This window comes from Achromobacter sp. UMC46 (genome assembly GCF_014170335.1).
Classification (GTDB): domain Bacteria; phylum Pseudomonadota; class Gammaproteobacteria; order Burkholderiales; family Burkholderiaceae_B; genus Achromobacter.
Window position 1 is genome coordinate 732,182 of sequence record NZ_LZZS01000004.1, and the last position, 24,210, is coordinate 756,391.

Sequence of the window (24,210 nt, forward strand, 5' to 3'; positions counted from 1 at the left end):
GAAGACAATGGCTTCGGGTTTCAATCAAAAGAACAAGCAGCGCACGGTGGTGGAACTGGCGGCGCTGGTGCCGGACGGCGCATCCATTGCGCTGGGCGGCAGCTTTCTGCACCGCGGGCCGTTCGCGTTCGTGCGCGAACTGATCCGTCAGGGCAAGCGGGATCTGGAACTGATCAAGCAGTCGCCCGGGTACGACGTGGACATCCTGTGCCGCGCCGGCGTGCTGCGCCGCGTCCGCGCGGGCATCGTGGCGATGGAGGGCAACTTCGGCCTGGCGCCGTGGTACCGGCGCGCGGTGGAGCGCCGCGAGATCGAATTGGAAGAGCACGCCTGCGCCAGCCTGACGGCCGGGCTGCGGGCGGCGGCGTTCGGCGTGCCGTTCCAGCCTTGCGGCGGGCTGCATGGCAGCGGCCTGCCGGCGCTGAATGGCTGGGCGTGCCTGGACGACCCCTACGGCAGCGGGCAGAAGACCTATGTCATTCCGGCGATCCGCCCGGACTTCGCCGTGATCCAGGCATCCGAAGTGGACGCGCTGGGCAACGTGCGCGTGCATGGCACGGCGCACTGGGACCGCATCATGTCGCGCGCAGCCGGCAGCGTGCTGGTGGTAGCCGAAAAAGTGGTGGACAGCACGGTGTTCGAAGCGCAGCCGGAATCCACGCTGGTGCCGTACTTCATGGTGCAGGCCTACGCGGTGGCTCCGGGCAGCGCCTGGCCCGGGTCGTGTTGGCCCGACTACGCCATCGACTATCCGGCCGTGGAGGCCTATATGGACAAGAACAGCGATCTGCAAGCGCACCTGGCCGCGGCGCCCGAAGCGCAGGGGGGGAATCATGGCTGAGCAATGGTCGGGCTTTTCATACATCGTCACGAATCTGGCGCGCTTCATCCGCCCCGACGAGATCACGTTCAGCGGCGTCAATTCCACGATGCCGATGCTGGCGTGCCTGCTGGCCAAACGCGCCTACGACTGGGACTTCGTCTACATCAACGTGGCGGGCGGCGTGAATCCGCGTCCTTCGCACATTCCGATATCCAGCTCGGATCCGGTGCTGGCCGAGCATACGGCGTCTATTTTCTCGAACGAGGATTTCTACGACCTGTGCACGCGCGGCCGCATGGACCTGACCTTCCTGGGGGCCGCGCAGATCGACGGCGCCGGCTGCGCCAACAATTCCTGCATCGGCGATTGGCATGAACCCAAGGTGCGCCTGCCCGGCGGCGGCGGCGGGGCGGTGATGCTGCCTACTGCCCGCCGGGCCTGCACCTGGCGCACGGAACACTCGCGCCGCACGTTCGTGCAGAAACTGGATTTCATGACGTCCTGGGGCGGCTTCCATGGCGTGGTGACGCCGATCGCCGTGTTCGTGAAGCGCGACGGCAAGCTGGCCTTGCAGTCGTGGCACCCGGAGTCCAGCCTGTCTGAAGTGCGCGAACGCACGGGCTTCGAATTCGATGCGACGGGCGCCGCGCCGTCCGCACCGCCCACGGCCGCCGAAGCCCGCGCGCTGCGCGAGCTGGATGCGGACGGGCAATTCGAATGCGACGCCGCCGTCGCGCTGCGCTAGGGGACCGCCATGACGATTGCCGAGGCCACGCTGGTGGCGGCGTGCGAACGCGCGTGGCGCCAGCCTGAATGGGCCGCGCGGCCCGCCATCGTGACGGCCGATGAAACGCTGAGCTATGCGGCGCTGCATCGCCGCGTCGGCCAAGTGGCGGGCGGGCTGCGCGCGGCCGGCGTGCCGCGCGGCGGCTTCGTGGCGGTGGCGATGGAGCGTTCGCTGGACCAGGTGCTGGCCATTCTGGGCGTCATGGCGGCGGGAGCCTGCCCCTGCCCGCTGGAACCGCGCCTGTCCGTCGAAGAAACGGCGCGCCGCGTGTCGGCAGTGGGGCTGGACTGGATGCTGCACGACGAGGCCAACGCCGCCACGGCCCAGGCCAGCGGGTTGCCTGCGGCGCGCTTGCTGCCGGCCGCCCGCGTGGCGCAGGGGCCGGAGGACTGGGCGGGCAGCGATGTCTCCGCCGCGGATCCCGGCCTGCTGCTGTTCACCTCCGGCAGCACCGGCAATCCCAAGGGCGTGCTGCTTAGCCACCTGGGCCTGGCGAACAATGCGCGCGGCGTGCTGGCGCACACCGGCCTGACGCCGGACGACCGCCTGCTGCACGTGATGCCGCTGCATCACACCAACGCACTGAACAACCAGCTATTCACGCCGCTGCTGGCAGGCGCCAGCGTCGCGCTGGCGGGACGCTTCCGGGCGGACGACATGCCGGGCCTGCTGCGCGCGTTCCGACCCACCATCATCACGGGCGTGCCCACCATGTACGCCCGCATGCTGGAACTGGCATTCGATCCGCAAACCCTGGCGGGCCTGCGCTTCGCGCGCTGCGGCTCGGCCCCGATCACCGAAGCGCTGCACCGGCGCATCGAGGCTTTTCTGGGCTGCCCGCTGGTGGTGTCCTATGGCTTGTCGGAAGCGACCTGCACGTCCACGATGAACCCGCCGGCGGCGCGGCGCGTCGGCTCGGTAGGCACGGTGCTGGCCGGCCAACGCGTGACGCTGCGCCTGCCGGATGGATCGGAGGCGGCGCCGGGGGGCGAAGGCGAGATCTGCATCGAAGGCGACAGCCTGATGCTGGGTTACCTGGGCGTCGGCGGCGCGGACGGCGCCACGCCGGCGCGCTTGCAGACCGGCGACCTGGGCCGTTTCGACGAACAGGGCTACTTGAGCATCACGGGCCGGATCAAGGACGTGATCATCCGCGGGGGCGAGAACATTTCGCCCGCGTTGATCGAAGGCGTGGTTGCGGGGCTGGCCGGCGTGGCTGCGTGCTGCGTCGTGGGGGCGCCGGACGAGGACCTGGGCGAAGTGCCGGTGGTCTTCGTGCAGCGCAAGGGCGCAGTCATCGAGGCGGCGGATATCCAGGCCGAGGTGCTGGCGCGCCTCGGCCGCATCTACGTGCCTCGCGAGGTGCTGTGGATCGAGCGCCTGCCGGAGAACGCCGTGGGCAAAGTGGATCGCAAGGCTTTGGCGCGGCAGGTGGCGGCTACCGCCGACCCGCAGGCCGCCGGCGCCTGACGATCAGGCCTGGCCGCGCAGCCGGGCCAGTTCGGCGGACAGTTCGGCCACCAGCGCCTCGGCGCGCGCCAAGGGGTCATGGCCTTGCGGCGCGGCAGGCGCGAAGGGCTCGGAAGCGGCTTGAACCGGCGCGTCCTGCTGCAGCCGGGGATGCACGCTTTCGTGGCCCATGCTGACGTCCACGTCGAACACCAGCTGTTCGGCGCGGTGCCACGTCGTGAACCATTCCAGCGGCCGGTCGTGCTGGTCCATGCCTTGGCCTTGCAGCATCAGCAAGGGGGTGCCGGCCTGCGTATCCAGCAACGCGGCCAGCGTGGCGTCGGCGGCGACGGCGCGGATCTGGTTGCGCCCCGCGCCAGGGCGCAGGCCGAAGCGGCGGGTCAGCACGCCATGCAGGGATGCGTCGGCAAGGTCTTCGGCGCGCAGGCCGGGCACGGCGTCGGCGGGCAGCCAGGTACGCACATAGGCCAGCGGCGCATCGGCCACGTGGCGCAGGCGTTCCAGCATCAGCAATTGCGCGGTGCCGAAAAAGGCGGCCACGTCGTCGGGCGGTTCGGCCCGGGCGAAGGCCAATACGCGGGTCTGCAAGGCCACGCCAGATTGGGCGAACTGTTCATACAGGCCGGTGGAGCGCTGTACCAGCCGGCGGTGCTCCTGAGGCGCCGCCACGGTGGCGGGGCGCCCGGTTTCGCGTTGGATCAGGCCTTCGGTGGCCAGCGCGGCCAGCGCCTGGCGCACCACGCTGCGCGCCACGCCGAAGCGGTCGCACAGCGCGGCTTCGCTCGGCAGCACGGCGCCGGCCGCAAGCTTGTTCGTCCGGATGTATCCCCGCAGCAGGGTCGCCACCTGGGCGTGCAGCGGGATATCGCCGGAGCGGTCAAGAATGGGCAATGCGTCGTGCGTGGCGGGCGCCATGGGAATCAACCTCCGGTTTGTGCCCGCGCAGTTTCCCATACATGCGTCCAGCCCGGGGCCAGATGCGCGGCGCGTTCGGCCGCCAGGATCAGGCTGTCTTCGCGGGCGATGCCCTTGCCTGCGATGTCGAAGGCGGTGCCGTGGTCGACCGAGACGCGCACGACGGGCAGGCCGACGGTGATGTTGACGCCATCGTCGCCGTACACGGCCTTGAAGGGCGCGTGGCCCTGGTCGTGGTAACAGGCGATCACGAACTGCCACTTGCCGCGCACGGCCTGCGGGAACAAGGCGTCGGCCGGGATCGGGCCGGCGGCCAGGATGCCGGCGGCGTTGGCTTCGGCCACGGCGGGCGCGAGGATGTCGGCGTCTTCGCTGCCGAAGATGCCGTTTTCACCGGCGTGCGGGTTCAGGCCCGACACAGCCACGGGCTGGTCGCCGCGGCCCAGGGCCTTGGCGAACGATCCGGCCAGCCGCAGCACGGCGCGCATGCGCGCGGGCGTCAGGTCTTCGATGGCCTGGCGCAGCGACACGTGGGTCGTGGCGTGGAAGATGTAGAGGTCGCCGGCCGACAGCACCAGCGAAAAGGTCTTGACGCCGAATTCGTGCGCCAGCAGTTCGGTGTGGCCGGGCCATTTGTGGCCGGCGGCGTGCATGGCGGCCTTGTTCAGCGGCGCGGTGACGATGCCGTCGACCTCGCCGGCGCGCGCCAGGGCGCAAGCCGTCGTGACGAAGCGCACCGAGCCGTCGCCCGCGTCGGCGCTGATTTCACCCAGCTTGACGTGAGCCAGCGACGGGCCGGCTTGCAGCACTTCGATCGTGCCGGGGGCATTGGTGCAGTCGGCTGCGCGGTCCAGCTTGCGGACGATGGCGGGGTCGCCGCCCAGGCTGCGCACGGCGTTGACCATGACGTCCACGTCGCCGACCACCAGCAGGCGGGCCTTTTGGCGCAGTGCGTCGTGGCCCATCAGCATCTTGGCCGTGATTTCCGGGCCAATGCCCGCCACGTCGCCCAGGGTGACGGCCAGCAAAGGCAGCTTGTTGGGTTGGGGTTGTGTCATCGCTTGAATCTCCTGTCGCGGATCGCGCGCACCGCGCGAACCAGTACGTCTTCGGTGCCAAAGCCGCCGGCCTTGGTCACCACGGGCAGGCCCGCGGCCGTGCCCCCGGTCAGCGTGCCCAGAGGCACGCCGCCCATGACTTCGTCCACCAGCGCAATGCCGCGGGCGGCAAGCGCCACCAGCACGCTGCGCGCGCCATCGCCGCCGGTGGCGACAACGCCCGCCGCGCGCGAGGTGGTGATCAATTGTGCCGCCAGGCTGCCCAGCCGTTCGGCGACCTTCTCGGAATCCAGACCGTCCAATTGGCCTTCGGGCGCCAGCAGCAGCACCGTGCCGGCTTCCGCCGCAGCTTGCGCATGCGCTTGCAGCAGGGGCTGGCTCCAGGCCTGCCATGCCGCGTCGTCCGCCAGCTGGGCCAACGAGGGCGTCCAGGTGTCGGCGCCCGCGGTCTGCAGGGCGGCGGCTTGCGCGCGCGCGGCGCTGTGCTGCGACGTCACCACGACCACGACGGGCGCGGTCTGGTCGGCGCCGGCCCAGACGCGGGCCAGCGGCACGGCCAGGCCGCCCGCGCCCACGGGCAGGGCATGTTCGCCCAGCAGGCCGATCGCGCGCGCCAGCCGTTCCAGGTCGGCATCCGAAGCGGCGTCGACGACTACGGTGTGGCCGGCTTGCCGGATGCGCCGGGCCAGCGCGTCCGGCGTTTCGCCGTCTTGCGCCGCGACGTGGGCGCAGCCTAGCAGGGTGGGGATATGGCTTTCGGTCACCGGGGTCACCGGATCGGTCGCGGCCGAGGTCTCGGTGACCGGCTTGCCGTTCACGTAGAGGATGCCTTGCTGGACGGTGCGGCCGGTGGCCGGGAAAGCGGGGCAGATCACCGCCACCGTGTCCGGGCCCCAGGCGGCGCGGGCCGCGTCGATCTCGGCCTTGAACGCGCCGCGCAAGGTGGAGTCCACCTTCTTGTACAGGCGCGACACGCCGGCCGCGCGCAGCTGTTGCACGTTCAGCGCGATGAGGCGCGCCGCGTCGGCGGCGGGCAGGGCGCGGCTGTTGGTGGTGACGGCCAGCACTTCCACGCCGGCCGTGGCCGGCCCGGACAGCGCCTCGTCGGCGCCGCCGATGGACAGGTGCGTGCTCCAGCCGGCGCGGACGAACTGCACCGCGGTGTCGCCGGAACCGGTCAGGTCATCGGCGACGATGGCGATCGTGGGATTCAAAGCGCCTCTCCGCGCGCCTCGCCCAATGTGGGCGTGCCGCGATTTGCTTCCGCATCCTCGGATTTAAGCTCGCCGGCCCGCTTGAGGAAGTACGAGGCCAGGATCGGGGCCAGGATCGAACTGATCAGCACGCAGGCAGCGACCTGCGCGGTGGCGGTCGACACGTATTGCTGGAAGTTCGGATCGGCGGCCGCCACCACGGCGGGCGTGGCGATGGCGTTGCCGGCGGTCGTGCCGGCGGCAAAGCCCAGGCCGCTCTTGCCGCCGCGGCGCAGGATCAGGCGATAGCCCAGATAGACCAGGCCGCCGGTGATGGGGCTGATGATCAGGCCCAGGATCAGGCCGCTGATGCCGCCGCTGACGACGGCGCCCAGGTTGATGCCGGTGCCCAGCGCGAAGGCGAAGAACGGGATGACAATGTTGGGCACGGGTTTGAGCACGTCGCGCCATTTGGGGTCCAGGTTGCCGACCAACACGCCCAGCAGGAAGGGCACCAGCGCCGCCACCAGGGCGATCATCGGAATATCGGCCAGGCCCGAGGCGCCCAGGAACAGCAGGCTGAAGAAGGGGCCGTCGTTGACCGCGCTGGCGACGTAGGCGCCGCGGTCGCGGGCATCGCCGTACTGGCCGGTGTAGGCCAGCCAGAGGCCGCCGTTGCTGTTGTCGAAGGCGGCCAGCAGGGCCAGGATGGACACGCCCAGCACGCCGTCCAGGCCGACATAGCTGCCCAGGATGATGATGAGCGTGGCGGGCACCAGCGTCTTCATCAGCAGGATGGTGCCGGCGGTGGCCAAAATGGGGCCGCCGGTGCGGGCGTTGACCTGCGTGCCGGTCGCGAAGATCAGCAGCGCGATCAGCGGCAGGGCGCTGTTCTTGAAGAGCGCGGTGGTGAACCCGCCGATGGCCAGGGCGTCAGGGGCGAAGGTGCCGATCAGGGAACCCAGGATCAGCGGCACGAGCATCAATCCGCCAGGGATCTTTTGCATGGTGCCAAAAAAAGGCGAACGGGAAGTTGCGGTCGACACTTGCGGAGTCTCCAGGATGGTTCTGGTGGTTGCAGACGTTCGTTGACGCGTCTGTCACGGGGTTGAAAAACCGTAGTGTACACCTGTACGTACTAGCTGTACGTACAGGTTTTCCCGCCCAAAACAACGGCACATTTCCCGTTCGCCGCCTTCAGGCGTACCGCGCCCGCCGTGTGCCGCCTTCGCGCCGGCTGGCCTTCTCCGAGACGATATTGTCTTCCGCCATGCGGCGTCCCCGTTGCTCGATGCGGACCAGGAAGTCGCGCAGCAGCGCGATTTCGCTGCCGCTCAGGTCCTGTACCAGCAAGTCGTTCAGCCGCGAGACCTCGGGCAGCAGGGCCTGGTAACGGGCGATGCCTTCGGCGGTGGCCTCGACGCGCACGACCCGGCGGTCGGCGCTGTCGTGAAGCCGCCGCAGCCAGCCCTTTTCGCATAGCGTCCCAAGGGTGCGCGACGTGCGGGCCAGGTCCAGCTTGGCGGTGGCGGCCAGTTCGGCCGAATTCATGATGCCGCCCTCGACGGCGCAGGCCAGGATCCGCCATTCGCGTCGGGTGATGCCGAAGCGGCCTTCGCACATCCGCACGAAGACCGGGTTGGACTGGGACCAGGCCTGGTACAGCCGGTACATCAGCATGTCCGCCAGATGGGGCGGGTCGGACGCAGGCGGCTCGGAGGGGGGCAGGGTGGGCGTGGCGTGCATATCGTTATGGAAAGTCCTGGATTAGATCAACCAACGGCCGCGTTGCTACATTCCATTCACTCATTCGGTATCGGCCAAGCATGAATAACCATAACCGACAGCGGGCCACTGTCTCCAGGAGAAGACAATGCGTAAATGGATGACGGGCGCCCTTGTGGCGACGGCGTTGACGGGGGCGGCCCCGCTGGCCTGTGCGCAGCAGGCGCCACTGGACGGTCCGCTGAGCATCGTCGTCGGCTATCCGCCGGGCGGCAGTTCAGACCGCATCGCGCGCCTGGTGGCGGATCGCTTGAAGGACCGGGTCGGCGTGCCGGTCGTGGTCGAGAACAAGACCGGCGCCGGCGGCCGCATCGCGGCGCAGGGCCTGCATGCCGCGCCGGCCAGCCAGAACGTGTTGATGCTGGCCAACCCGGCCGTCATGGTGGTGGCGCCCCTGGTCTACGCGCAGCCGGGGTACGACGCCCAGCAGGACTTCAAGCCCGTGTCGCTGGCCAGCCGCTACAAGTTCGCCCTGGCGGTGCCAGCCAGTTCGCCCATCAAGGACGTGGCCGCCTTGCGCCAGTGGTTGGGCGCGAACCCCAAGCAGTTCACCGTCGGCGTGCCGGCCACCGGCAGCCTGCCTCACTTCTTCGCGTTGATGCTGGGCCGCGAGATCAAGATGGAGCCGGAAGTGGTCGGGTACCGGGGCTCGGCGCCGCTGATCTCCGAGCTGATCGGCGGCATCCTGCCCCAGGGCATCGACACGCTGGACACCTTGCTGCCGCAGCACCGCGCGGGCAAGATCCGCATCCTGGCCACCTCCGGAGACACGCGCGACGCGGATTTGAAAGAGGTGCCCACCTTCAAGGAAAGCGGCGTGAACCTGGCGGCCGACGGCTGGAACGCCTTCTTCGCGCCCGCGGCGATGCCGCAGGCGAAGATCGACCGCCTGGGGGCCGACATCGCGGCCATCCTGCGCGAACCCGCCATGCAGGAGGCCGTGCGCAGCGCATACCTGGAACCGGTTTCGCTGGACGCCGCCGGCACCGCCGACATGCTGACGGCCTATCGCAAGCAGTGGGAGCCCGTGGTGCGGGCCTCCGGCTTCACGGCCACGCAATGACGGGACCCGCCATGAGCACCGTGCAGAATGTGTTGTTCATCATGGCCGACCAGCTGCGGGCCGACCACCTCAGCTGTTATGGCCATCCTTACCTGCAGACGCCCAGCCTGGACGCGCTGGCGGCGCGCGGCGCGCGGTTCGACCGGGCGTTCGTGAACTCCGGCGTCTGCGGCCCCTCGCGCATGAGCTACTACACGGGGCGCTACCCGTCGCGCCATGGCGCGACCTGGAACCGCGTGCCGCTATCGGTCAACGAGATCACGCTGGGCGAGTACCTGGCGGGCCAGGGGCGGGAGCTGGCGCTGGCGGGCAAGACCCACATCATTCCGGACAAGGCCGGCATGGAACGCCTGGCCATCGACGGCGCGTCCGAACTGGGCGTGCTGCTGAGCCGTGGCGGCTTTACGGAACTGGACCGTTACGACGGCCACCACGCGCCCGGCAAGGAAAGCGGCTATCCCGCGTTCCTGCGCCGCCACGGCTACGACAGCGCAGACCCCTGGACCGACTACGTGATCGCGGGCGTGGACGAGAACGGCCAGGTCGTCAGCGGATGGAACATGCGCAACGTGCACTTGCCGTCGCGCGTGGCCGAACCGCATTCCGAAACTGCGTTCATGACGGATCAGGCGCTGGACTTCATGAAGCAGCGCGGCAGCCAGCCCTGGGTGCTGCACCTGAGCTACGTCAAACCGCACTGGCCCTACATGGCGCCGGCGCCCTACCACCAGCGCTATACCGCCGATCAATGCCTGCCGGTGCGGCGCAACCGCGAAGAGCTCGCGAACGCGCATCCGGTCGTGGCCGCCTACCGCCAGCAGGAAGAAAGCGTCAGCTTTTCAACCGACGAGTGCGTGCGCGTGGTGCGGCCGGCCTATCAAGGCCTGATCCGGCAACTGGACGACCACCTGGGCCGGCTGTTCGACTATATGGAGGGTGCCGGGTTGATGAAGAACACGTTGATCGTGTTCACGGCGGATCACGGCGACTTCCTGGGCGACCATTGGCTGGGCGAGAAAGAACTGTTCTATGACACCGTGCAGCGGGTTCCCTTCATTGTGATGGACCCGTCGGCCGCGGCCGATGCGACGCGGGGCCGCGCCTTGGCGGACATGGTAGAGAGCGTGGACGTGGTGCCTACCATTTTGCGCGCGCTGGGTACGCCCGGGCCTGGCCATCGGCTGGAGGGGCGCGAACTGCAGACGCTGCTGCATGGCCGGGAGGCCGCCGCGCCATGGCGCGATTGCGTGTATTCCGAGCTGGACTACAGCTTTCGCCAGGCGCGCGTGCTGCGCGGCAAGACGCCGCAGAACGCGCGCGCCTGGTCAGTGCGGACCGACCGCTGGCGCTACGTGCATTGGCTGGACGAACCCGAACAGCTATTCGACCTGCATGCCGATCCCGATGAATTCCAGGATCTGGGCACCAGCAGCGCGCACGCCGGCGTGCGCGCGGAACTGCGCGAACGCCTGCTGGACTGGATGCTGCGCGGCAAACGCCGCACCACGATCAGCGACGAGGCGGTGGAAAAAGCCACCAACGCGCACAAGCGGGCCGGGGTGTTTTTCGGACAGTGGTAGGCGCGGCGGGTCGCAGGCCTAGGCGGTGGTTTGCGTTTGCGGCGGGGAGGCCGTTGCCTGCTGCGCCTCCGGCCTCAATTCCCGCCGCAGGATCTTGCCGACGTTGGTGCGCGGCAGATCGTCGCGGAATTCCACGTAGCGCGGCACCTTGTAGCCGGTCAGTTGCGTGCGGCAATGAGCGATCAGCGTTTCCGCGTCCAGCCCCGGATCCTTGCGGATCACGTACAGCTTCACCGCTTCGCCCGAACGCTCGTCCGGCACGCCGACGGCCGCCACTTCGCGCACGCCGGGATGCAGCGCCGCCGCGTCTTCGACCTCGTTCGGGTACACGTTGAAGCCGGACACGAGGATCATGTCTTTCTTGCGGTCGATCAGGAACACGTAGCCGTTTTCGTCGACGTAGCCGATGTCACCGGTGCGCAGGAAGCCGTCGGAGTACATCACCAGCGCCGTCTCGTCGGGCCGGTTCCAATAGCCTTGCGTGACCTGGGGGCCGCGCACGCAGATCTCGCCGCTTTGGCCGATGCCTTGCTCTTCGCCGTCATCGTTGCGGATGGATATCTCGGTGGACGGCACCGGCAGGCCGATCGAGCCGGTGAACACCTTGACGTCCAGCGGATTGACGGTGACGGCAGGCGAGGTCTCGGTCAGGCCGTAGGCCTGCGCCAGCGACTTGCCCGTGACGGCGCGCCAGCGGTCGGCCACGGCGCGCTGCACGGCCATGCCGCCGCCCATCGTCAGGCGCAGGCGCGAGAAATCCAGCTTGGCGAAATCCGGATGGTTGAGCAGGGCATTGAAGAGCGTGTTGACACCCGTGAAGGCGGAAAACGGCACCTTGCTCATCTCTTTGATCAGGCCGGGAATGTCGCGCGGATTGATGATCAGCAGGTTGCTGGCGCCGATCTTCATGAAGGTCAGGCAGTTCGCCGTCAGCGCGAAGATATGGTACAGCGGCAAGGCCGTCACGACGCACTCTTCGCCCTCTTTGACCAACGGCTTGATCCAGGCGTGGGCCTGGCTCAGGTTGGCCACCAGGTTGCCGTGCGTCAGCATCGCGGCCTTGGCCACGCCCGTCGTGCCACCCGTGTATTGCAGGCAGGCCAGGTCGCGCTGGTCCAACGGCACTTCCGTGAACGGCGCGTTGCGGCCGGCGCGCAGGGCGTCGCTTAGACGGACCGCGCCCGGCAGCGACCAGGCCGGCACCATGCGCTTGACGCGGCGGATCACGAAGTTCACCAGCCGGCCCTTGAGGGGGCCGAGCATTTCGCCGACGGACGTCACCAGCACGCGTTCGATCGCGGTCTGGGGCAGGGCTTTCTGCACGGTGGCCGCGAAGTTGTCGGCCACGACGATGGCGCGCGCGCCCGAGTCCGCCAATTGGTGTTCAAGCTCGTGCGCGGTGTAGAGCGGGTTGCAGTTGACGACGATGCAGCCGGCGCGCAGCGCGCCGAACAGGCAGACGGGGTACTGCAGCAGGTTGGGCATCATGAGCGCGATGCGGTCGCCCTTGCCCAGCCCGTTGGCGTGCAGCCATGCGGCGAAGTCGCGCGTCAACGCGTCCAGTTCGGCGTAGCTGATGGATTTTCCCATGCTGATGTATGCGGTCTTGTCCGCATAGCGGCGGCAACTTTCCCGCACGACCGAGACCAGCGTCGTTACGCCGTCCATCTCGATCTCAGCGGGAACGCCGGAGGGATAGCTCTTGTGCCAGATTCGTTCCATCGTCGTGGTTCCGCCTAGTTGCCCAAGAGGGCTTTCTTCAGGGATGCTTGAGCGGGATTGTCGCCGAGCCAGACGCGCAGCAAGGCACGCGCGAAGCCGGGGCTGTCAATCCTGCCCCGTTGCTTGCCGTTGCCCATGATCGTGACGCCGCGCGCGTCGAAGTCCAGATCGACCACGTCGCCGGTTTTGGCGGTGCCGATCTCGGCCATCAAGCGGGACAAGCTGTCTGTAGGCGCTTTCAGCTCGGCAAGCTCCTGCTTGGACGTATTGTCGCGCAACCCTTCCTGCAACGCGTCGTCCAGGCTCTTGCTGTCCACGTCGCGCAGCAATTGCAGGCGGATGCGGCGCGGCTCTGCGCTGTTGACCAGCGTCGCGGCGTCGCTGCTCTTGGTGGTGGTGTATAGCGCGGCGACGTAGACCTTCACGACGAACTTGGTGCGCACGCCGGCGCCGTTGAGCACTAGCGCGCGGCCGCCTTCGGACAACTGCTCCGGCACGCGCACGCCCGCGACCTCGATGTCGGCGGCAACGGCAGGCGCACCCGCCAGGCTGGCGGCAAGCATGAGGCTCAGGGCGGCGGATCGCCCTCCAGAGATGGGATGCATGGGTCTCCTCCTGTGTTCTTTCGCTTGTAGAACTTCTTGTCGGCGATATAGATCGTGCGTTCCACGACGGCATAGACCACGCCGTCCTTGTCCTTCAATTCCACCGTGTACGTGCGGGTAGTCTCGTGGTCCCGCGCGAGCAGGCGGCGGATCTCCGCGATTTCGCCGGGCGGCAGCCGGAAGTCCACATACAGCGTCGTGTAGGCGGGCTTGCGGTAGCGGATCGACGCCGCCTTGTCCCATACGATGTGGTCCGCGCCCAGCGCGGACATCAGCATCGTGGGGTGGGCGCCGTCGGTCACCGCGAACAGCGATCCGCCGTACATCGAGCCCACGATATTGCGCGTGCGCCGCAGCAGAGGAAGCTTGATGCGGATGTGCTGGAAATCCGGCGACACGTGCAGTACCCGGCCGCCGGTGGCGCGGAATGCCGGGTGCAGGTTGAAACCCACCCGCATCAGGCGCGCGCGCCATTCCGGCGACAGGCTCTTGAACCAATAGGGCTTCACATCGCCTCGAACAGGCCGGCCGCGCCCATGCCGGTGCCGATGCACATGGTGACCAGCCCGTACTTGCCGCCCGTGCGACGCAGGCCATGCGTGATCGTGGCCGTGCGGATCGCGCCGGTCGCGCCCAGCGGATGGCCCAGCGCGATGGCGCCGCCCAGGGGGTTGACCTTGGCCGGATCCAGTTTCAGCTCCCGGATCACCGCCAGCGACTGCGCCGCGAAGGCCTCGTTCAGTTCGATCCAGTCCAGCGCGTCCTGCGTGATGCCAGCGCGGTCCAGCACCTTGGGGATGGCGGCAATCGGGCCGATGCCCATGACTTCGGGCGGCACGCCCGCGACGGCGAAGCTGACAAAGCGCGCCAGCGGGCTCAGGTTGAATTCGCGCAGGATGCGGTCGGACACCAGGACCACCGCGGCCGCGCCGTCCGACATCTGCGAGCTGTTGCCCGCGGTGACACTGCCGCGCGCCGCGAACACGGGGCGCAGGCGCGCCAGGGCTTCCGCGCTGCTGTCCGGGCGGGGGCCTTCGTCCACCTCGACCAGCCGGCGCACCACGCGCACGGCGCCGCTGGCGCCATCCGGCAGGTGCGATACCACTTCGAACGGCGTGGTTTCCGCGCGGAAGTGGCCGGCGGCGATGGCGGCGCAGGCCTTCTGGTGCGACGCCAGCGCGAAGGCATCCTGGTCCTCGCGCGAGACCTTCCAGCGCTCGGCGACCTTTTCACCGGTCAGGCCCATGCCGAAGGCCATGCCGATGTTCTCTTCGTGGGCGAAAATGGCGGGGTTCATCGATACCTTGTTGCCCATGATCTGCGGCATGGCGCTCATGGATTCCGTGCCGGCGCCGATCATGATGTCGGCCTCGCCCGTACGGATGCGGGCGGCGGCGTCCGCCACCGCTTGCAGGCCCGATGCGCAGAACCGGTTGACCGTGACGCCGGCCACGCTCTGCGGAAGACCGGCCAGCAACAGGCCGATGCGCGCTACGTTCATGCCTTGCTCGGCTTCCGGCATGGCGCAGCCGGCGATCACGTCTTCGATGCGTGCGGTGTCCAGCCCGGGCACCTGCGCCAGCGCGCCGTTCAGCGCGGCGGCCAGCATGTCGTCGGGGCGGGTGGTGACGTAGGCGCCGTTGCGCTTGCCCACCGGCAAGCGCGTGGCGGCCACGATGTAAGCGTCCTGCATCTGCTTCGTCATGTTCATTTCCTCAATTTCGCAGTGGCTTGCCAGTTTCCAGTGTGTGGCGGATGCGGGCCTGGGTCTCAGGCGTGCGCAGGAGCGCCACGAATTCGCGGCGCTCCACCGCCAGCAGCCATTCTTCGTCTACCTTCGTGCCGGTGTCGACTTCGCCGCCGCACAGGGCCATGGCGGCGCTGCGCGCCACGCGGTAGTCATGCGCGCTGATCATGCCGCCTTCGCGCATGTTGACCAGCACCATCTCGAAGTTGGCGATGCCGTTGCGGCCCGCCACGGGGATGTTCGCCAGACGGGGCGGGGGCGTGTAGCCGGCCTGGGCCGCGGCGCGCGCCTGCCCGATGGCCACGAACAGCAGCTCGTCGGGGTGGAACAGCACGATGTCGTGCTCGCGGGCGAACCCGGTGTCGATGGCTTCCAGCGCGCTCTTGGCGACCTGCGCGGTGGCGATGGTCTGGAAGATGGGTTGCAGGTAGGGGAAGACTTCACCGGGCGTGGCGGTCTTTGCGGCCAGGGCGGCCGCGCGGCCGGCGAATTCCTTGCTGCCGCCGCCTGCCGGGATCAGGCCGACGCCCGCTTCAACCAGGCCGATGTAGCTTTCCAGCGCCAGGACGCGGTGAGAGGCATGCATCAGGAACTCGCAGCCGCCGCCAAGCGCCATGCCCTGGACGGCCGCCACGGTGGGGATCTGCGCGTACTTGAACGACTGGGACGCGCGCTGGAACTTTTCGACCATGGCTTCCAGCATGTCGAACTGGCCGGCGGCGCAGGCGTCGACCACCTGTTGCAGGTTGGCGCCTACCGCGAAGGGCGGTTCGTGCCAGATCACCAGGCCGTCAAATTCCCGTGCGGCCCGGGCCACCGCTTGCAGCACGCCTTCCAGCACCTCGCCGCCCAGCGTGTGGTTCTTGGAAGTGACGGACAGGATGGCGATGCCGGCGTCGACGTCGGGCAGATTCCAAAGGCGCACGCCTTCGTTTTCCCAGACGGTGATGCCGCGGTCGTCCGGCCCTTCGCCGAACACGCGCTCCGGGAACAGCTGGCGCTGGTACACGGGCAGCGCCGAACGCGGGTGCAGTTGCCCCGTGCGCGCCGAATACGAGCCTTCCGGCGCGTGCACGCCCTGGCGGGCGGGTTCCAGCGCCCAGGCGGGCAGAGGCGCGTCGCTCATGGCGCGGCCGGCGGCGATGTCTTCGGCCACGGCGGCGGCGATCGCCTGCCAGCCGGCGGCCTGCCAGGTTTCGAACGGGCCTTGCGCCCAGCCGAAGCCCCAGCGCATGGCCAGATCCAGGTCGCGCGCGTTGTCGGCCACGTGCTCGAGCTGCACGGCGCTGTAGTGGAAGATGTCGCGGAACAGGCTCCACAGGAATTGCGCCTGGGGATGTTCGCTGGCGCGCAGCGCGGCAAAGCGCTTCGCGGGATTGCGTTCCTTCAGCAGCGCGGCGACCTCGTCGGACAGCTTGCCCGCGCTGGGCACGTAGTCTTGCGCCTTCAGGTCCAGCACCAGGATGTCGCGGCCCTGCTTGCGGTAGACGCCGGCGCCGGTCTTCTGGCCCAGCGCGCCTTTCTGGATCAGGGCGGACAGCCACTGGGGCAGCGCGAAGTAGCGGTGCCACGGGTCGTCCGGCAGGTTCTTTTCCATGGTGCCGACCACATGGGCCAGCGTATCCAGGCCGACTACGTCGGCGGTGCGGTAGGTGGCGCTTTTGGGGCGGCCGATCTTCGGGCCGGTCAGCGCATCGACTTCGTCGAAGCCCAGGCCCAGGCGCGCCGTGTGGTGCATGGCGGCCAGGATCGAGAACACGCCGATGCGGTTGGCCACGAAGTTGGGCGTGTCCAGCGCGCGGACCACGCCTTTGCCCAGCGTGGACGTCAGCCAGGTTTCCAGCTGGTCCAGCACGACGGGCTGGGTATGGGACGTAGCGATGATCTCCACCAGCCGCATGTAGCGGGGCGGATTGAAGAAATGGATGCCGCAGAAGCGGTTGCGCAGGCTTGCGGGCAGGGCGTTGGCCAGCGCGTCGATCGACAGGCCGGACGTGTTCGAGGCAATGATGGCATCGGGCGACACATGCGGGGCGATGCGCTCGTACAACGCCGTCTTCCAGTCCATGCGTTCGGCGATGGCTTCGATGACCAGGTCGCAGCCGCGCAACGCGTCCAGGTGGTCGTCGTAGTTCGCGGGGGTGATCAGGGCAATGCGCGCCGCGCCGGCCAGCGGCGCGGGTTCCAGTTTTTTCAGGCCGGCCAGCGCCTTCTTGACGATGCCGTTGCGGTCGCCTTCGGCGGCCGGCAGGTCGAACAGCGTGACGGGCACCCCGGCATTGGCCAGGTGGGCGGCGATCTGCGCGCCCATGACGCCGGCACCCAGGACGGCGACGTGTTTGACGACGAACTTGCTCAAGGGATTCTCCTGGAAAAGCGGGCGGGCGGCTCGCGGCCGCCCGCCCGTGCAAGGCTAGAAGCGGGACGACAGTTGCAGGCCGAAGATGTGGCCGCTGCTGTCATAGGTGCCCGCGACGCGGCCCTTGGAAAGCTGGCTGCCGGACGTCGTGTCGATGTCCGTCTTGCGCAGGTACAGATAGGTATAGCCCAGATCCACCGTCGTGCTCTTGGTGGCTTGCCACTGCACGCCCGTCGAGAACCAGTAGCGGTCGTTGTCGGGCAAGGACGTCGGACGGTCGGCTTCCTTGTGGACCGGCGACTGGTCATAGGCCACGCCGAACTTCCACTTCCAGTCGGGCGCGAACTTGTAGTTCGCACCGACAGCGACGCGCCACGTGTCGCGGAAATTCAGCGGCAGGTCGTCGTCGCGCGCGCCGGCGCCCGAGTTGCGGATCTTCAGGTCGGGGATGCTGCTCCAACCCGTCCACGAGATATCGCCCAGCAGCTCCCAGCGCTCGTTCAACTGGTGCGCGCCGCTCAGGATCAGCGAATCGGGCAAGTCCACCGAGGCCTTGGCATCGAAGGACACCGACTGCTTGGCGGGGCCGATGCTGGTGATGTCGGTATCGCCCTTGGCCGAGTGCTTGATCTTCGAGCGGTACGACAGGCCGATGCGCGTGTCTTCCGTGGGTTGCAGCATGAAGCCGATGTTCCAGCCCCAGGCGTCGCCCTTCAGGTTCAGGTCGGCGTCGCCGTTGGTGGCGACCGGCAGGCCGGCGATCGGCACCACTGTCTTTTTCTTGTAGTTGGCGTCGATGTGCTGCCAGTTCAGGCCGAGGCCCATCGAGAACATGTCGTTGACCTTGTAGGCGATCGACGGGTTCACGTTGATGGTCTTGATCTCGAACTTGTTGGAGTGGTACTGGCCGACCCAACCGTCGTCGTATTCGGTCATCAGGCCGAACGGGGCGCCCACGCCCAGGCCGATGTACCACTGCTCGTTCAACTGCCAGGAGGCATATAGGTTGGGGACGACCCCCAGGTTGCCGGCATCGCCGCCATTGCCGCCGGTGGGCACCGACCCGTTCAGGCCCGATCCGGGAATCCCGGGCACGCTGGGATTGCGGCTGTTGCCGTTGTCCGAGAACTTGAACGAGGGCTTGATCAGGTTGACCCCGCCCGAAAAATTGACGCCAGGCAGATACGTCATGCCTGCCGGGTTGTAGTAGATGATGCTGGCGTTTTCCGGGTTTGCCGCCGAGCCTGCGTACGCGTTGCCCAAGCCACTGGCGTTCTGCTCCAAGAGCTGAAAGCCGGCGGCATAGGACGTTGCGGAAGCGCCCAAGCCGACCACAATGGCCGACAAGGTGCTCAGGGACAATGAACGTCTGCGCATGGTACTGCCTCCTCGAGTTGGATGTATGTCTCTATTCCACTGCCGGATTTCTTGTCGAGCCGGTCTATTCGGCGTGAGCCGTTTTGCTGCTGTGCCAAGGGTTGCTGCTTTGGTAATGCAAAGGTCCGCCCGTGAATGGCGCGAACCCGGTTCCGAAAATCACGCCGGCGTCGGCCAGGTCGGCGTCGGCGACCACGCCGGCCTCCACGCGCTGCCGGGTGGCGTCCACAAGCGGTTGGATCAGGCGCTGCGCCAGGCCTGCCGGGGCGGTGGCAGGGGCTGCCCCGTCTTGCTTGACCGGCTTGCCGTCGCGCCAGGCGTAGAAGCCTTTGCCGCTTTTCTTGCCGAGATCGCCGCGCGCCAGCCGTTCGGCCAGGCAGCGCGGCGGCTCGGCGCCGCCCGCCAGTTCTTCGCCCGCGGCGCGCGCGATGTCCAGGCCCACGGTGTCGGCCAGTTCCAGCGGCCCCATCGGCATGCCGAACGCCACCATCGCGGCGTCGACGGTGGCGGGCGCGACGCCGTCGTCCACGCTGCGCATCGCTTGCAGCATGTATGGCGCCAGCACGGCGTTGACGAGGAAGCCGGGCGCGCTCTTGACGGGCAGCGCCAGCTTGTCGATCTGGCCGACGAAGGCGCAGGCGCGTGCCAGCGCGTCGCCGGCGTCGCCGTCGGCATGCACCACTTCCACCAGCGGCATCTTGGCGACCGGGTTGAAGAAATGGATGCCGATCAGCCGCTGCGGATCGGCCAATCCGTCGCGCAGCGTCTCAAGCGACAGGCTGGACGTGTTGGTGGCCAGCAGCGCGCCGGGCTTCATGCGGGGTTCCAGCGACCGGTACAGCGCGCGCTTGGCTTCCGGTTGTTCGCTGATGGCTTCGATGACGATGTCGGCAAGCGGCACGCCGCTGCCTGCCGTGTCGGGGATGAGGCGGTCGAACGCCGCACGCGCCAGGCGCGGGTCTTTCAGGCGGCGCGCATACAGCGCTGCCGCGCGCTGGATGGCCGGAGCGATCCGGGCCATGTCTTGGTCTTGCAACGTCACGGTCATGCCCTTGAGCGCGCACCACGCCGCGATGTCGCCGCCCATGACGCCGGCGCCCACCACGTGGACGTGGCGCGCGGGCGCGACGCCGGTCTGCTTGCCGTTGGCCTTCAGGCGTTCCTGCAGGCGGAACACGCGCAACAGGTTGCGGGCGGTGTCCGACGCGATGATGCCGTCGATCAGGTCGGGCGCCTGCAGCGCGTTGCCGCCGTGTTTTTCCCACAGCGTCACGATGGCGGGCGCGGCGGGGTAGTGGCCCAGCGGATCCTTGGCGGCGATCTGCTTGCGGGCGCGGTTGGCGACGACGGATTTCAATGGCCAGCGGTTGGCCCAAGCGCCCAGGCCCCGCGCGCGGCGCGGGGGCTTGTTCGACAGGACCGTCTGGCGGGCCGCGGCCAGCAGCAAGCGGGGCGGCACGCGCGCGTCGGCCAGCCCCAGCGCGGCGGCGCGGCGGGCGTCCGCGCCCCGGCCGGTCAGCATCATGTCCAGCGCGGCGGGCGCGCCGATCACCTGCGGCAGGCGCAGCATCCCGCCCCAGCCGGGGAAGATGCCCAGCATGACCTCGGGCAGCGCCAGCGACGTGCCGGGCTGATCGGCGACCAGCCGGTAGCGGCAGGCCAGCGCCAGTTCCAGGCCGCCGCCCAGGCAATGGCCCTGGATCAAGGCCAGCGTGGGGTAGCGCACGGCGGCCAGGCGGTTGAACAGGTTCCAGCCGCGCGCCACCAGCGCGCGGCCTTGCTCGGGCGTGTCCAGGCTGGCGAATTCATTGACGTCGGCGCCCACGATAAAGCCCGTGGCCTTGCCGGATTGGATGATCAGGCCCTTGGGCGGCGCGGCGTCCAGCGCGTCCAGCACCACGGCAAGTTCGGCCATGGTGTCGGCCGACAATGCGTTGACGGCGCTGCCCGCGCGGTCGAACGTCAGCCACGCCACGCCATCGGCGTCGCGCTCCAGGCGCCAGTGGGATAGCGAGTCCAGTGTCGTCATGGGCGGTCCTCGTCCAGGGTTTCAACCAGCATTGCGCCGCCTTGGCCGCCGCCGATGCAGATGGCCGCCATGCCCCGTTTGGCGCCGCGGCGCTTCAGGGCGTCAAGCAGATGCAGCACGATGCGGGCGCCGGATGCGCCCACCGGGTGCCCGATCGCGATGGCGCCGCCATCCACGTTGAGCTTGGCGGGGTCAAGCGAGCCCCATGCTGGCGTACCGAAGTGCGCTTGGCAATAGGCGTCGTCGCGCCATGCGGCCAGGCAGCCTAGCACCTGCGCGGCGAAGGCCTCGTTGATTTCCCACAAGTCCAGATCATTCAAGCCCAGGCCGTGGCGTTGCAGGATGGGGGTGGCCGCGTGCACGGGCCCCAGGCCCATCAGCGCGGGATCCAGCCCTGCCCACTGGCTGTCGACGATGCGGCCCAGCGGACGCAGGTTCCATTTGGCGACGGCCTCTTCGGACGCCAGCACCAGCATGGCGGCGCCGTCGGTCACTTGCGAGCTGTTGCCGGCGGTGATGTTGCCCCAGGGCTTGTCGAACACGGGCTTGAGCTTGGCGAGTTTTTCCGGCGTGGAGTCTTCGCGCACGCCGTCGTCATCGGGATACAGCTTGCCCTGCGTATCGATCAACGGCGTGACCTCGGTCATGATGCCGGCCGTGCGGGCCGCCAGCGCGCGCTGGTGGCTGCCGGCGGAATAGGCGTCCATCGCCGCGCGGTCGATGCCGAACAGGGTGGCGACGTTCTCGGCGGTCTGGCCCATCGACAGGCCCACGACCGGGTCCGTCAGGCCTTTCAAAAGGCCAATGACGGGGGCGATATTTTTCAGTTTGAAGCGGCGCAAGGCCGCCAGTTTGGCGCCGGTGCCGCGGGCCGCGTACCAGCCGGCCAGCCAACGCACCATATCGTCAGAGAACAACAGCGGCGCGCGCGAGAGGGCGTCCGTGCCGCCTGCCAGCACCAGCGACGAACGGCCGGACTGGATGTTGACGACGGCGGAATCCAGTGCCTGCATGCCCGATGCGCAATTGCGCATGACCGTCCAGCCGGGCACTTGATTGCCGCAGCCCAGGCGCAGCGCGATGACGCGGCCGATGTTCACTTCGTCGGGCGACGGCGCGGCGCAGCCCACGATGACCTCGTCCAGGTCCGTGGGCGCAAAGGGCTGGCGCAGCAGCAGGCCGCGGCCCGCCTGCACGGCCAGGTCGCCGGCCGAGAACGGGCCGGGCCCGGTGCGCGCTTTCAGGAAGGGCGTGCGGGCGCCGTCGACGATGTAAACCGGTTTGAATGCCATCCGTTCCCTCCCTTAGGCGACCTTGCGTTCGGCGGCGGGCCGGGCTGCGCCCGACGCGCCGAGGTCGAAGGGGAAATCATCCACTTTCACGACGGTATCGCGCAAGCTATTGCGGCGTTTCACCACCGCATATTCTTCGGCGGTGATGCCGCCGGCGGCGTAGGCGGCGTCGGCGATGTCGCGGACGTTGGCTTGGGGATTGCCTTGCAGCGCGCCGCGTTTTTCCAGGTTGCGGATCTTGGCTTCAATGGGTTCGGCCTCCAGGGTGGCGGCCAGCGCCAGTTCAATGGCGCCCACGGGTTCGTCGGCGGTGGCGGGCAGGTGGCAGCCCGCGGTCAGCCGGTCGCGCGTGGCGCCGGGGTTGATCAGCAGCCGCGCCACGTCCTGGCCAAGCTGGTCGGAGGGCTGCGATTGCGTCCGGCCCCACGGGAAGATGATGCGCGCCAGGCTCCAGGCGACGAAGCGGTTGGGATAGTTGTCCAGCACGCCGTCCAACGCTTCCTGCAACTTGAACAGCGCGTCCTGGATCGACCAGTGCGCAAGCGGCGCGTCGGCGGCCTGGCGGCCTTCGTCTTCGAAGCGCTTGAGCGTGGCGCTGATGAGGTACATCTGCGAGAGCACGTCGCCCAGCCGCGCCGACAGGCGTTCGCGGCGCTTCAGGCTGCCGCCCAGCACCAGCATCGAGGTGTCGGCCAGCAAGGCGAAGGCGGCGGAGTAGCGGCTCAGCAGCTGGTAGTAGCGCAACATGTCCGGCGCGACATCGGCATTCACGGCGACAAGGCGGGCACCCGTCAACGCGGTGCCCAGCGCGCGCAGCTTGTTGCGGGCGACAAAGCCGACGTGGCCCCAGAACGCCCGGTCGAAGTCGGTCAGGCCTTGCTTCTTGTCCGGCGATTGGGCGGCCTGCATTTCGGCAAGCACATACGGGTGGCAGCGGATCGCGCCCTGGCCGAAGATGATCAGGCTGCGCGTCAGGATATTGGCGCCTTCCACGGTGATGCCGATCGGGATCTGCTGATACGCCCGGCCCAGGAAATTGCTGGGCCCCAGGCAGATGCCCTTGCCGCCGATCACGTCCATGCCGTCATTGACGACCTGGCGCGCGCGTTCGGTCACGTGGTACTTGACGATCGCCGACACGACAGAGGGCTTTTCGCCCAGGTCGACGGCGCCTGCCGTCATGGTGCGGGCCGCGTCCATCATGTAGGTGTGGCCGCCGATGCGGGCCAGTGCCTCTTCGACGCCTTCGAATTTTCCGACCGGCGTGCGGAACTGGCTGCGCACGCGCGCATAGCCGCCCACGGCGCGAGCCGTCAGTTTGGACATGCCGGTATTGGACGAGGGCAGCGAGATCGAACGGCCCGCAGCCAGGCATTCCATCAGCATGCGCCAGCCCTGACCCGCCATGGCGGGGCCGCCGATGATGAAGTCCAGCGGCATGAAGACGTCGGCGCCGCGCGTGGGCCCGTTCATGAACATCGCATTCAGCGGGAAGTGGCGGCGGCCGGTATCCACGCCGGGGTGGTCGTGCGGCACCAGCGCGCACGTGATGCCCAGGTCCTTTTCGCCGCCCAGCAGGCCCTCGGGGTCATACAGCCGGAAGGCCAGGCCCAGCAGGGTGCAGACGGGTGCCAGCGTGATGTAGCGCTTGTCCCACGTGACCCGCATGCCGATCACCTCGCGGCCCTGCCATTCGCCCTTGCAGACGATGCCGCTGTCGGGAATGGCCGCGGCGTCCGAGCCGGCCCAGGGGCTGGTCAGCGCGAAGGCGGGCACGTCTTCGCCGCGCGCCAGGCGCGGCAGGTAATGTTTTTTCTGTTCCTCGGTGCCGTAATGCAGCAGCAGTTCGGCGGGGCCGAGGGAATTGGGCACCATGACCGACACCGCCAGCGCGGACGAGCGCGTGGACAGCTTGGTGACGATTTCGGAATGCGCGTAGGCCGAGAAGGCCAGGCCGCCATATTCCTTGGGGATGATCATGCCCAGGAAACCTTGGGACTTCAGGTAGCTCCAGACCTCGGCGGGCAGGTCGTGGCGTTCTTGCGTGACGCTCCAGTCATCGACCATGCGGCAGGCGGCTTCGGCCTGGTTGTCCAGAAAGCGCTGCTCTTCCTCGGTCAGGCGCGGACGCGGATAGGCCAACAGGCGGCTCCAGTCGGGCCGGCCGCGGAACAGTTCGCCCTCCCACCACACCGTGCCGGCCTCCAGCGCATCGCGTTCGGTGTCCGACATCTGCGGCAGCACCTTGCGGTAGAGGTTGAAGATCGGCGCCGACAGCAACGCGCGCCGGATGGGGCGCACGCCCAGCACGACGGCGGCGAGTAGCGCGATGGCGACCAGCACGATGAGGACTGCATTCATTTCTCTGTCTCCGTATGGGTTTTGTTCTGGCGGCCGGACCGGGG

The 24,210-nt window shown here is 68.4% G+C and carries 19 protein-coding genes; 5 read left to right on the plus strand and 14 right to left on the minus strand.

The features are described from left to right. Positions 1 to 7: 7 nt before the first annotated feature. Genes A9973_RS06390 through A9973_RS06400 form a run of 3 tightly spaced genes read left to right on the plus strand, consistent with a single transcriptional unit; the run spans position 8 to position 3,080 of the window. Positions 8 to 841, plus strand: a complete 834-nt coding sequence (locus A9973_RS06390; RefSeq protein ID WP_183012890.1) for a CoA transferase subunit A — start codon at positions 8 to 10, stop codon at positions 839 to 841. Beyond that, positions 834 to 1,568 carry a CoA-transferase subunit beta gene (locus A9973_RS06395; RefSeq protein WP_183012891.1) on the plus strand — a complete coding sequence of 245 codons (735 nt, stop codon included), beginning with the start codon at positions 834 to 836 and terminating at the stop codon, positions 1,566 to 1,568. Before A9973_RS06390 ends, A9973_RS06395 begins: the two co-directional genes overlap by 8 nt. Positions 1,569 to 1,577: 9 nt before the next feature. Further along, positions 1,578 to 3,080, plus strand: a complete 1,503-nt coding sequence (locus tag A9973_RS06400) for a class I adenylate-forming enzyme family protein (protein ID WP_183012892.1) — start codon at positions 1,578 to 1,580, stop codon at positions 3,078 to 3,080. 3 nt (positions 3,081 to 3,083) lie between these two features. On the opposite strand, the gene A9973_RS06405 is transcribed toward A9973_RS06400, so the two are convergent. From A9973_RS06405 to A9973_RS06425, 5 genes are all read right to left on the minus strand, one after another. Next, the gene (locus tag A9973_RS06405; protein ID WP_183012893.1) at positions 3,084 to 3,995 is read right to left on the minus strand and encodes a GntR family transcriptional regulator; all 912 of its coding nucleotides are present in this window, start codon (positions 3,993 to 3,995) and stop codon (positions 3,084 to 3,086) included. A 5-nt stretch (positions 3,996 to 4,000) separates the two neighbouring features. Next, complete coding sequence (pdxA, locus tag A9973_RS06410) at positions 4,001 to 5,053, minus strand: 4-hydroxythreonine-4-phosphate dehydrogenase PdxA (protein WP_183012894.1); 1,053 nt, start codon at positions 5,051 to 5,053, stop codon at positions 4,001 to 4,003. Further along, positions 5,050 to 6,267, minus strand: coding sequence for a D-threonate kinase (gene dtnK / locus A9973_RS06415; RefSeq protein WP_183012895.1), 1,218 nt, complete (start codon positions 6,265 to 6,267; stop codon positions 5,050 to 5,052). The genes pdxA and dtnK overlap by 4 nt, the downstream gene beginning before the upstream one ends. After that, a complete protein-coding gene (locus tag A9973_RS06420; RefSeq protein ID WP_183012896.1) occupies positions 6,264 to 7,292 on the minus strand; it encodes a 2-keto-3-deoxygluconate permease in 1,029 nt (342 codons plus the stop codon). The genes dtnK and A9973_RS06420 overlap by 4 nt, the downstream gene beginning before the upstream one ends. A 151-nt stretch (positions 7,293 to 7,443) precedes the next feature. Continuing rightward, positions 7,444 to 7,992: a MarR family winged helix-turn-helix transcriptional regulator gene (locus tag A9973_RS06425; protein ID WP_255469039.1), complete on the minus strand. Its 549-nt coding sequence runs from the start codon at positions 7,990 to 7,992 to the stop codon at positions 7,444 to 7,446. A 127-nt stretch (positions 7,993 to 8,119) separates the two neighbouring features. Here A9973_RS06425 and A9973_RS06430 point away from each other — a divergent pair, with 127 nt between their 5' ends. Beyond that, positions 8,120 to 9,094, plus strand: a complete 975-nt coding sequence (locus tag A9973_RS06430; RefSeq protein ID WP_183012897.1) for a Bug family tripartite tricarboxylate transporter substrate binding protein — start codon at positions 8,120 to 8,122, stop codon at positions 9,092 to 9,094. A gap of 11 nt (positions 9,095 to 9,105) precedes the next feature. Next, positions 9,106 to 10,674 carry a sulfatase-like hydrolase/transferase gene (locus A9973_RS06435; RefSeq protein WP_183012898.1) on the plus strand — a complete coding sequence of 523 codons (1,569 nt, stop codon included), beginning with the start codon at positions 9,106 to 9,108 and terminating at the stop codon, positions 10,672 to 10,674. 18 nt (positions 10,675 to 10,692) lie between these two features. Here A9973_RS06435 and A9973_RS06440 read toward each other — a convergent pair whose 3' ends face one another. From A9973_RS06440 to A9973_RS06480, 9 genes are all read right to left on the minus strand, one after another. Continuing rightward, positions 10,693 to 12,396 (minus strand): AMP-binding protein, encoded by a 1,704-nt coding sequence (locus A9973_RS06440; RefSeq protein ID WP_183012899.1) that lies wholly within the window; start codon positions 12,394 to 12,396, stop codon positions 10,693 to 10,695. A gap of 14 nt (positions 12,397 to 12,410) precedes the next feature. Continuing rightward, positions 12,411 to 13,001 carry a chalcone isomerase family protein gene (locus A9973_RS06445; RefSeq protein WP_183012900.1) on the minus strand — a complete coding sequence of 197 codons (591 nt, stop codon included), beginning with the start codon at positions 12,999 to 13,001 and terminating at the stop codon, positions 12,411 to 12,413. Next, positions 12,965 to 13,510 carry a DUF4442 domain-containing protein gene (locus A9973_RS06450; RefSeq protein WP_183012901.1) on the minus strand — a complete coding sequence of 182 codons (546 nt, stop codon included), beginning with the start codon at positions 13,508 to 13,510 and terminating at the stop codon, positions 12,965 to 12,967. Before A9973_RS06450 ends, A9973_RS06445 begins: the two co-directional genes overlap by 37 nt. Continuing rightward, on the minus strand, positions 13,507 to 14,706 hold the full coding sequence (locus A9973_RS06455) for an acetyl-CoA C-acyltransferase (protein WP_183012902.1): 1,200 nt from the start codon (positions 14,704 to 14,706) through the stop codon (positions 13,507 to 13,509). Before A9973_RS06455 ends, A9973_RS06450 begins: the two co-directional genes overlap by 4 nt. 10 nt (positions 14,707 to 14,716) lie before the next feature. Further along, on the minus strand, positions 14,717 to 17,107 hold the full coding sequence (locus A9973_RS06460) for a 3-hydroxyacyl-CoA dehydrogenase/enoyl-CoA hydratase family protein (protein WP_183012903.1): 2,391 nt from the start codon (positions 17,105 to 17,107) through the stop codon (positions 14,717 to 14,719). A 54-nt stretch (positions 17,108 to 17,161) separates the two neighbouring features. Further along, positions 17,162 to 18,484: an OmpP1/FadL family transporter gene (locus A9973_RS06465; RefSeq protein WP_183012904.1), complete on the minus strand. Its 1,323-nt coding sequence runs from the start codon at positions 18,482 to 18,484 to the stop codon at positions 17,162 to 17,164. A gap of 64 nt (positions 18,485 to 18,548) precedes the next feature. Further along, the gene (locus tag A9973_RS06470) at positions 18,549 to 20,513 is read right to left on the minus strand and encodes a 3-hydroxyacyl-CoA dehydrogenase NAD-binding domain-containing protein (protein ID WP_183012905.1); all 1,965 of its coding nucleotides are present in this window, start codon (positions 20,511 to 20,513) and stop codon (positions 18,549 to 18,551) included. Next, positions 20,510 to 21,805, minus strand: a complete 1,296-nt coding sequence (locus A9973_RS06475) for an acetyl-CoA C-acetyltransferase (protein WP_183012906.1) — start codon at positions 21,803 to 21,805, stop codon at positions 20,510 to 20,512. The genes A9973_RS06470 and A9973_RS06475 overlap by 4 nt, the downstream gene beginning before the upstream one ends. Before the next feature lie 12 nt (positions 21,806 to 21,817). Next, positions 21,818 to 24,166 carry an acyl-CoA dehydrogenase gene (locus tag A9973_RS06480; RefSeq protein ID WP_255469040.1) on the minus strand — a complete coding sequence of 783 codons (2,349 nt, stop codon included), beginning with the start codon at positions 24,164 to 24,166 and terminating at the stop codon, positions 21,818 to 21,820. Between the last annotated feature and the right edge of the window lie 44 nt (positions 24,167 to 24,210).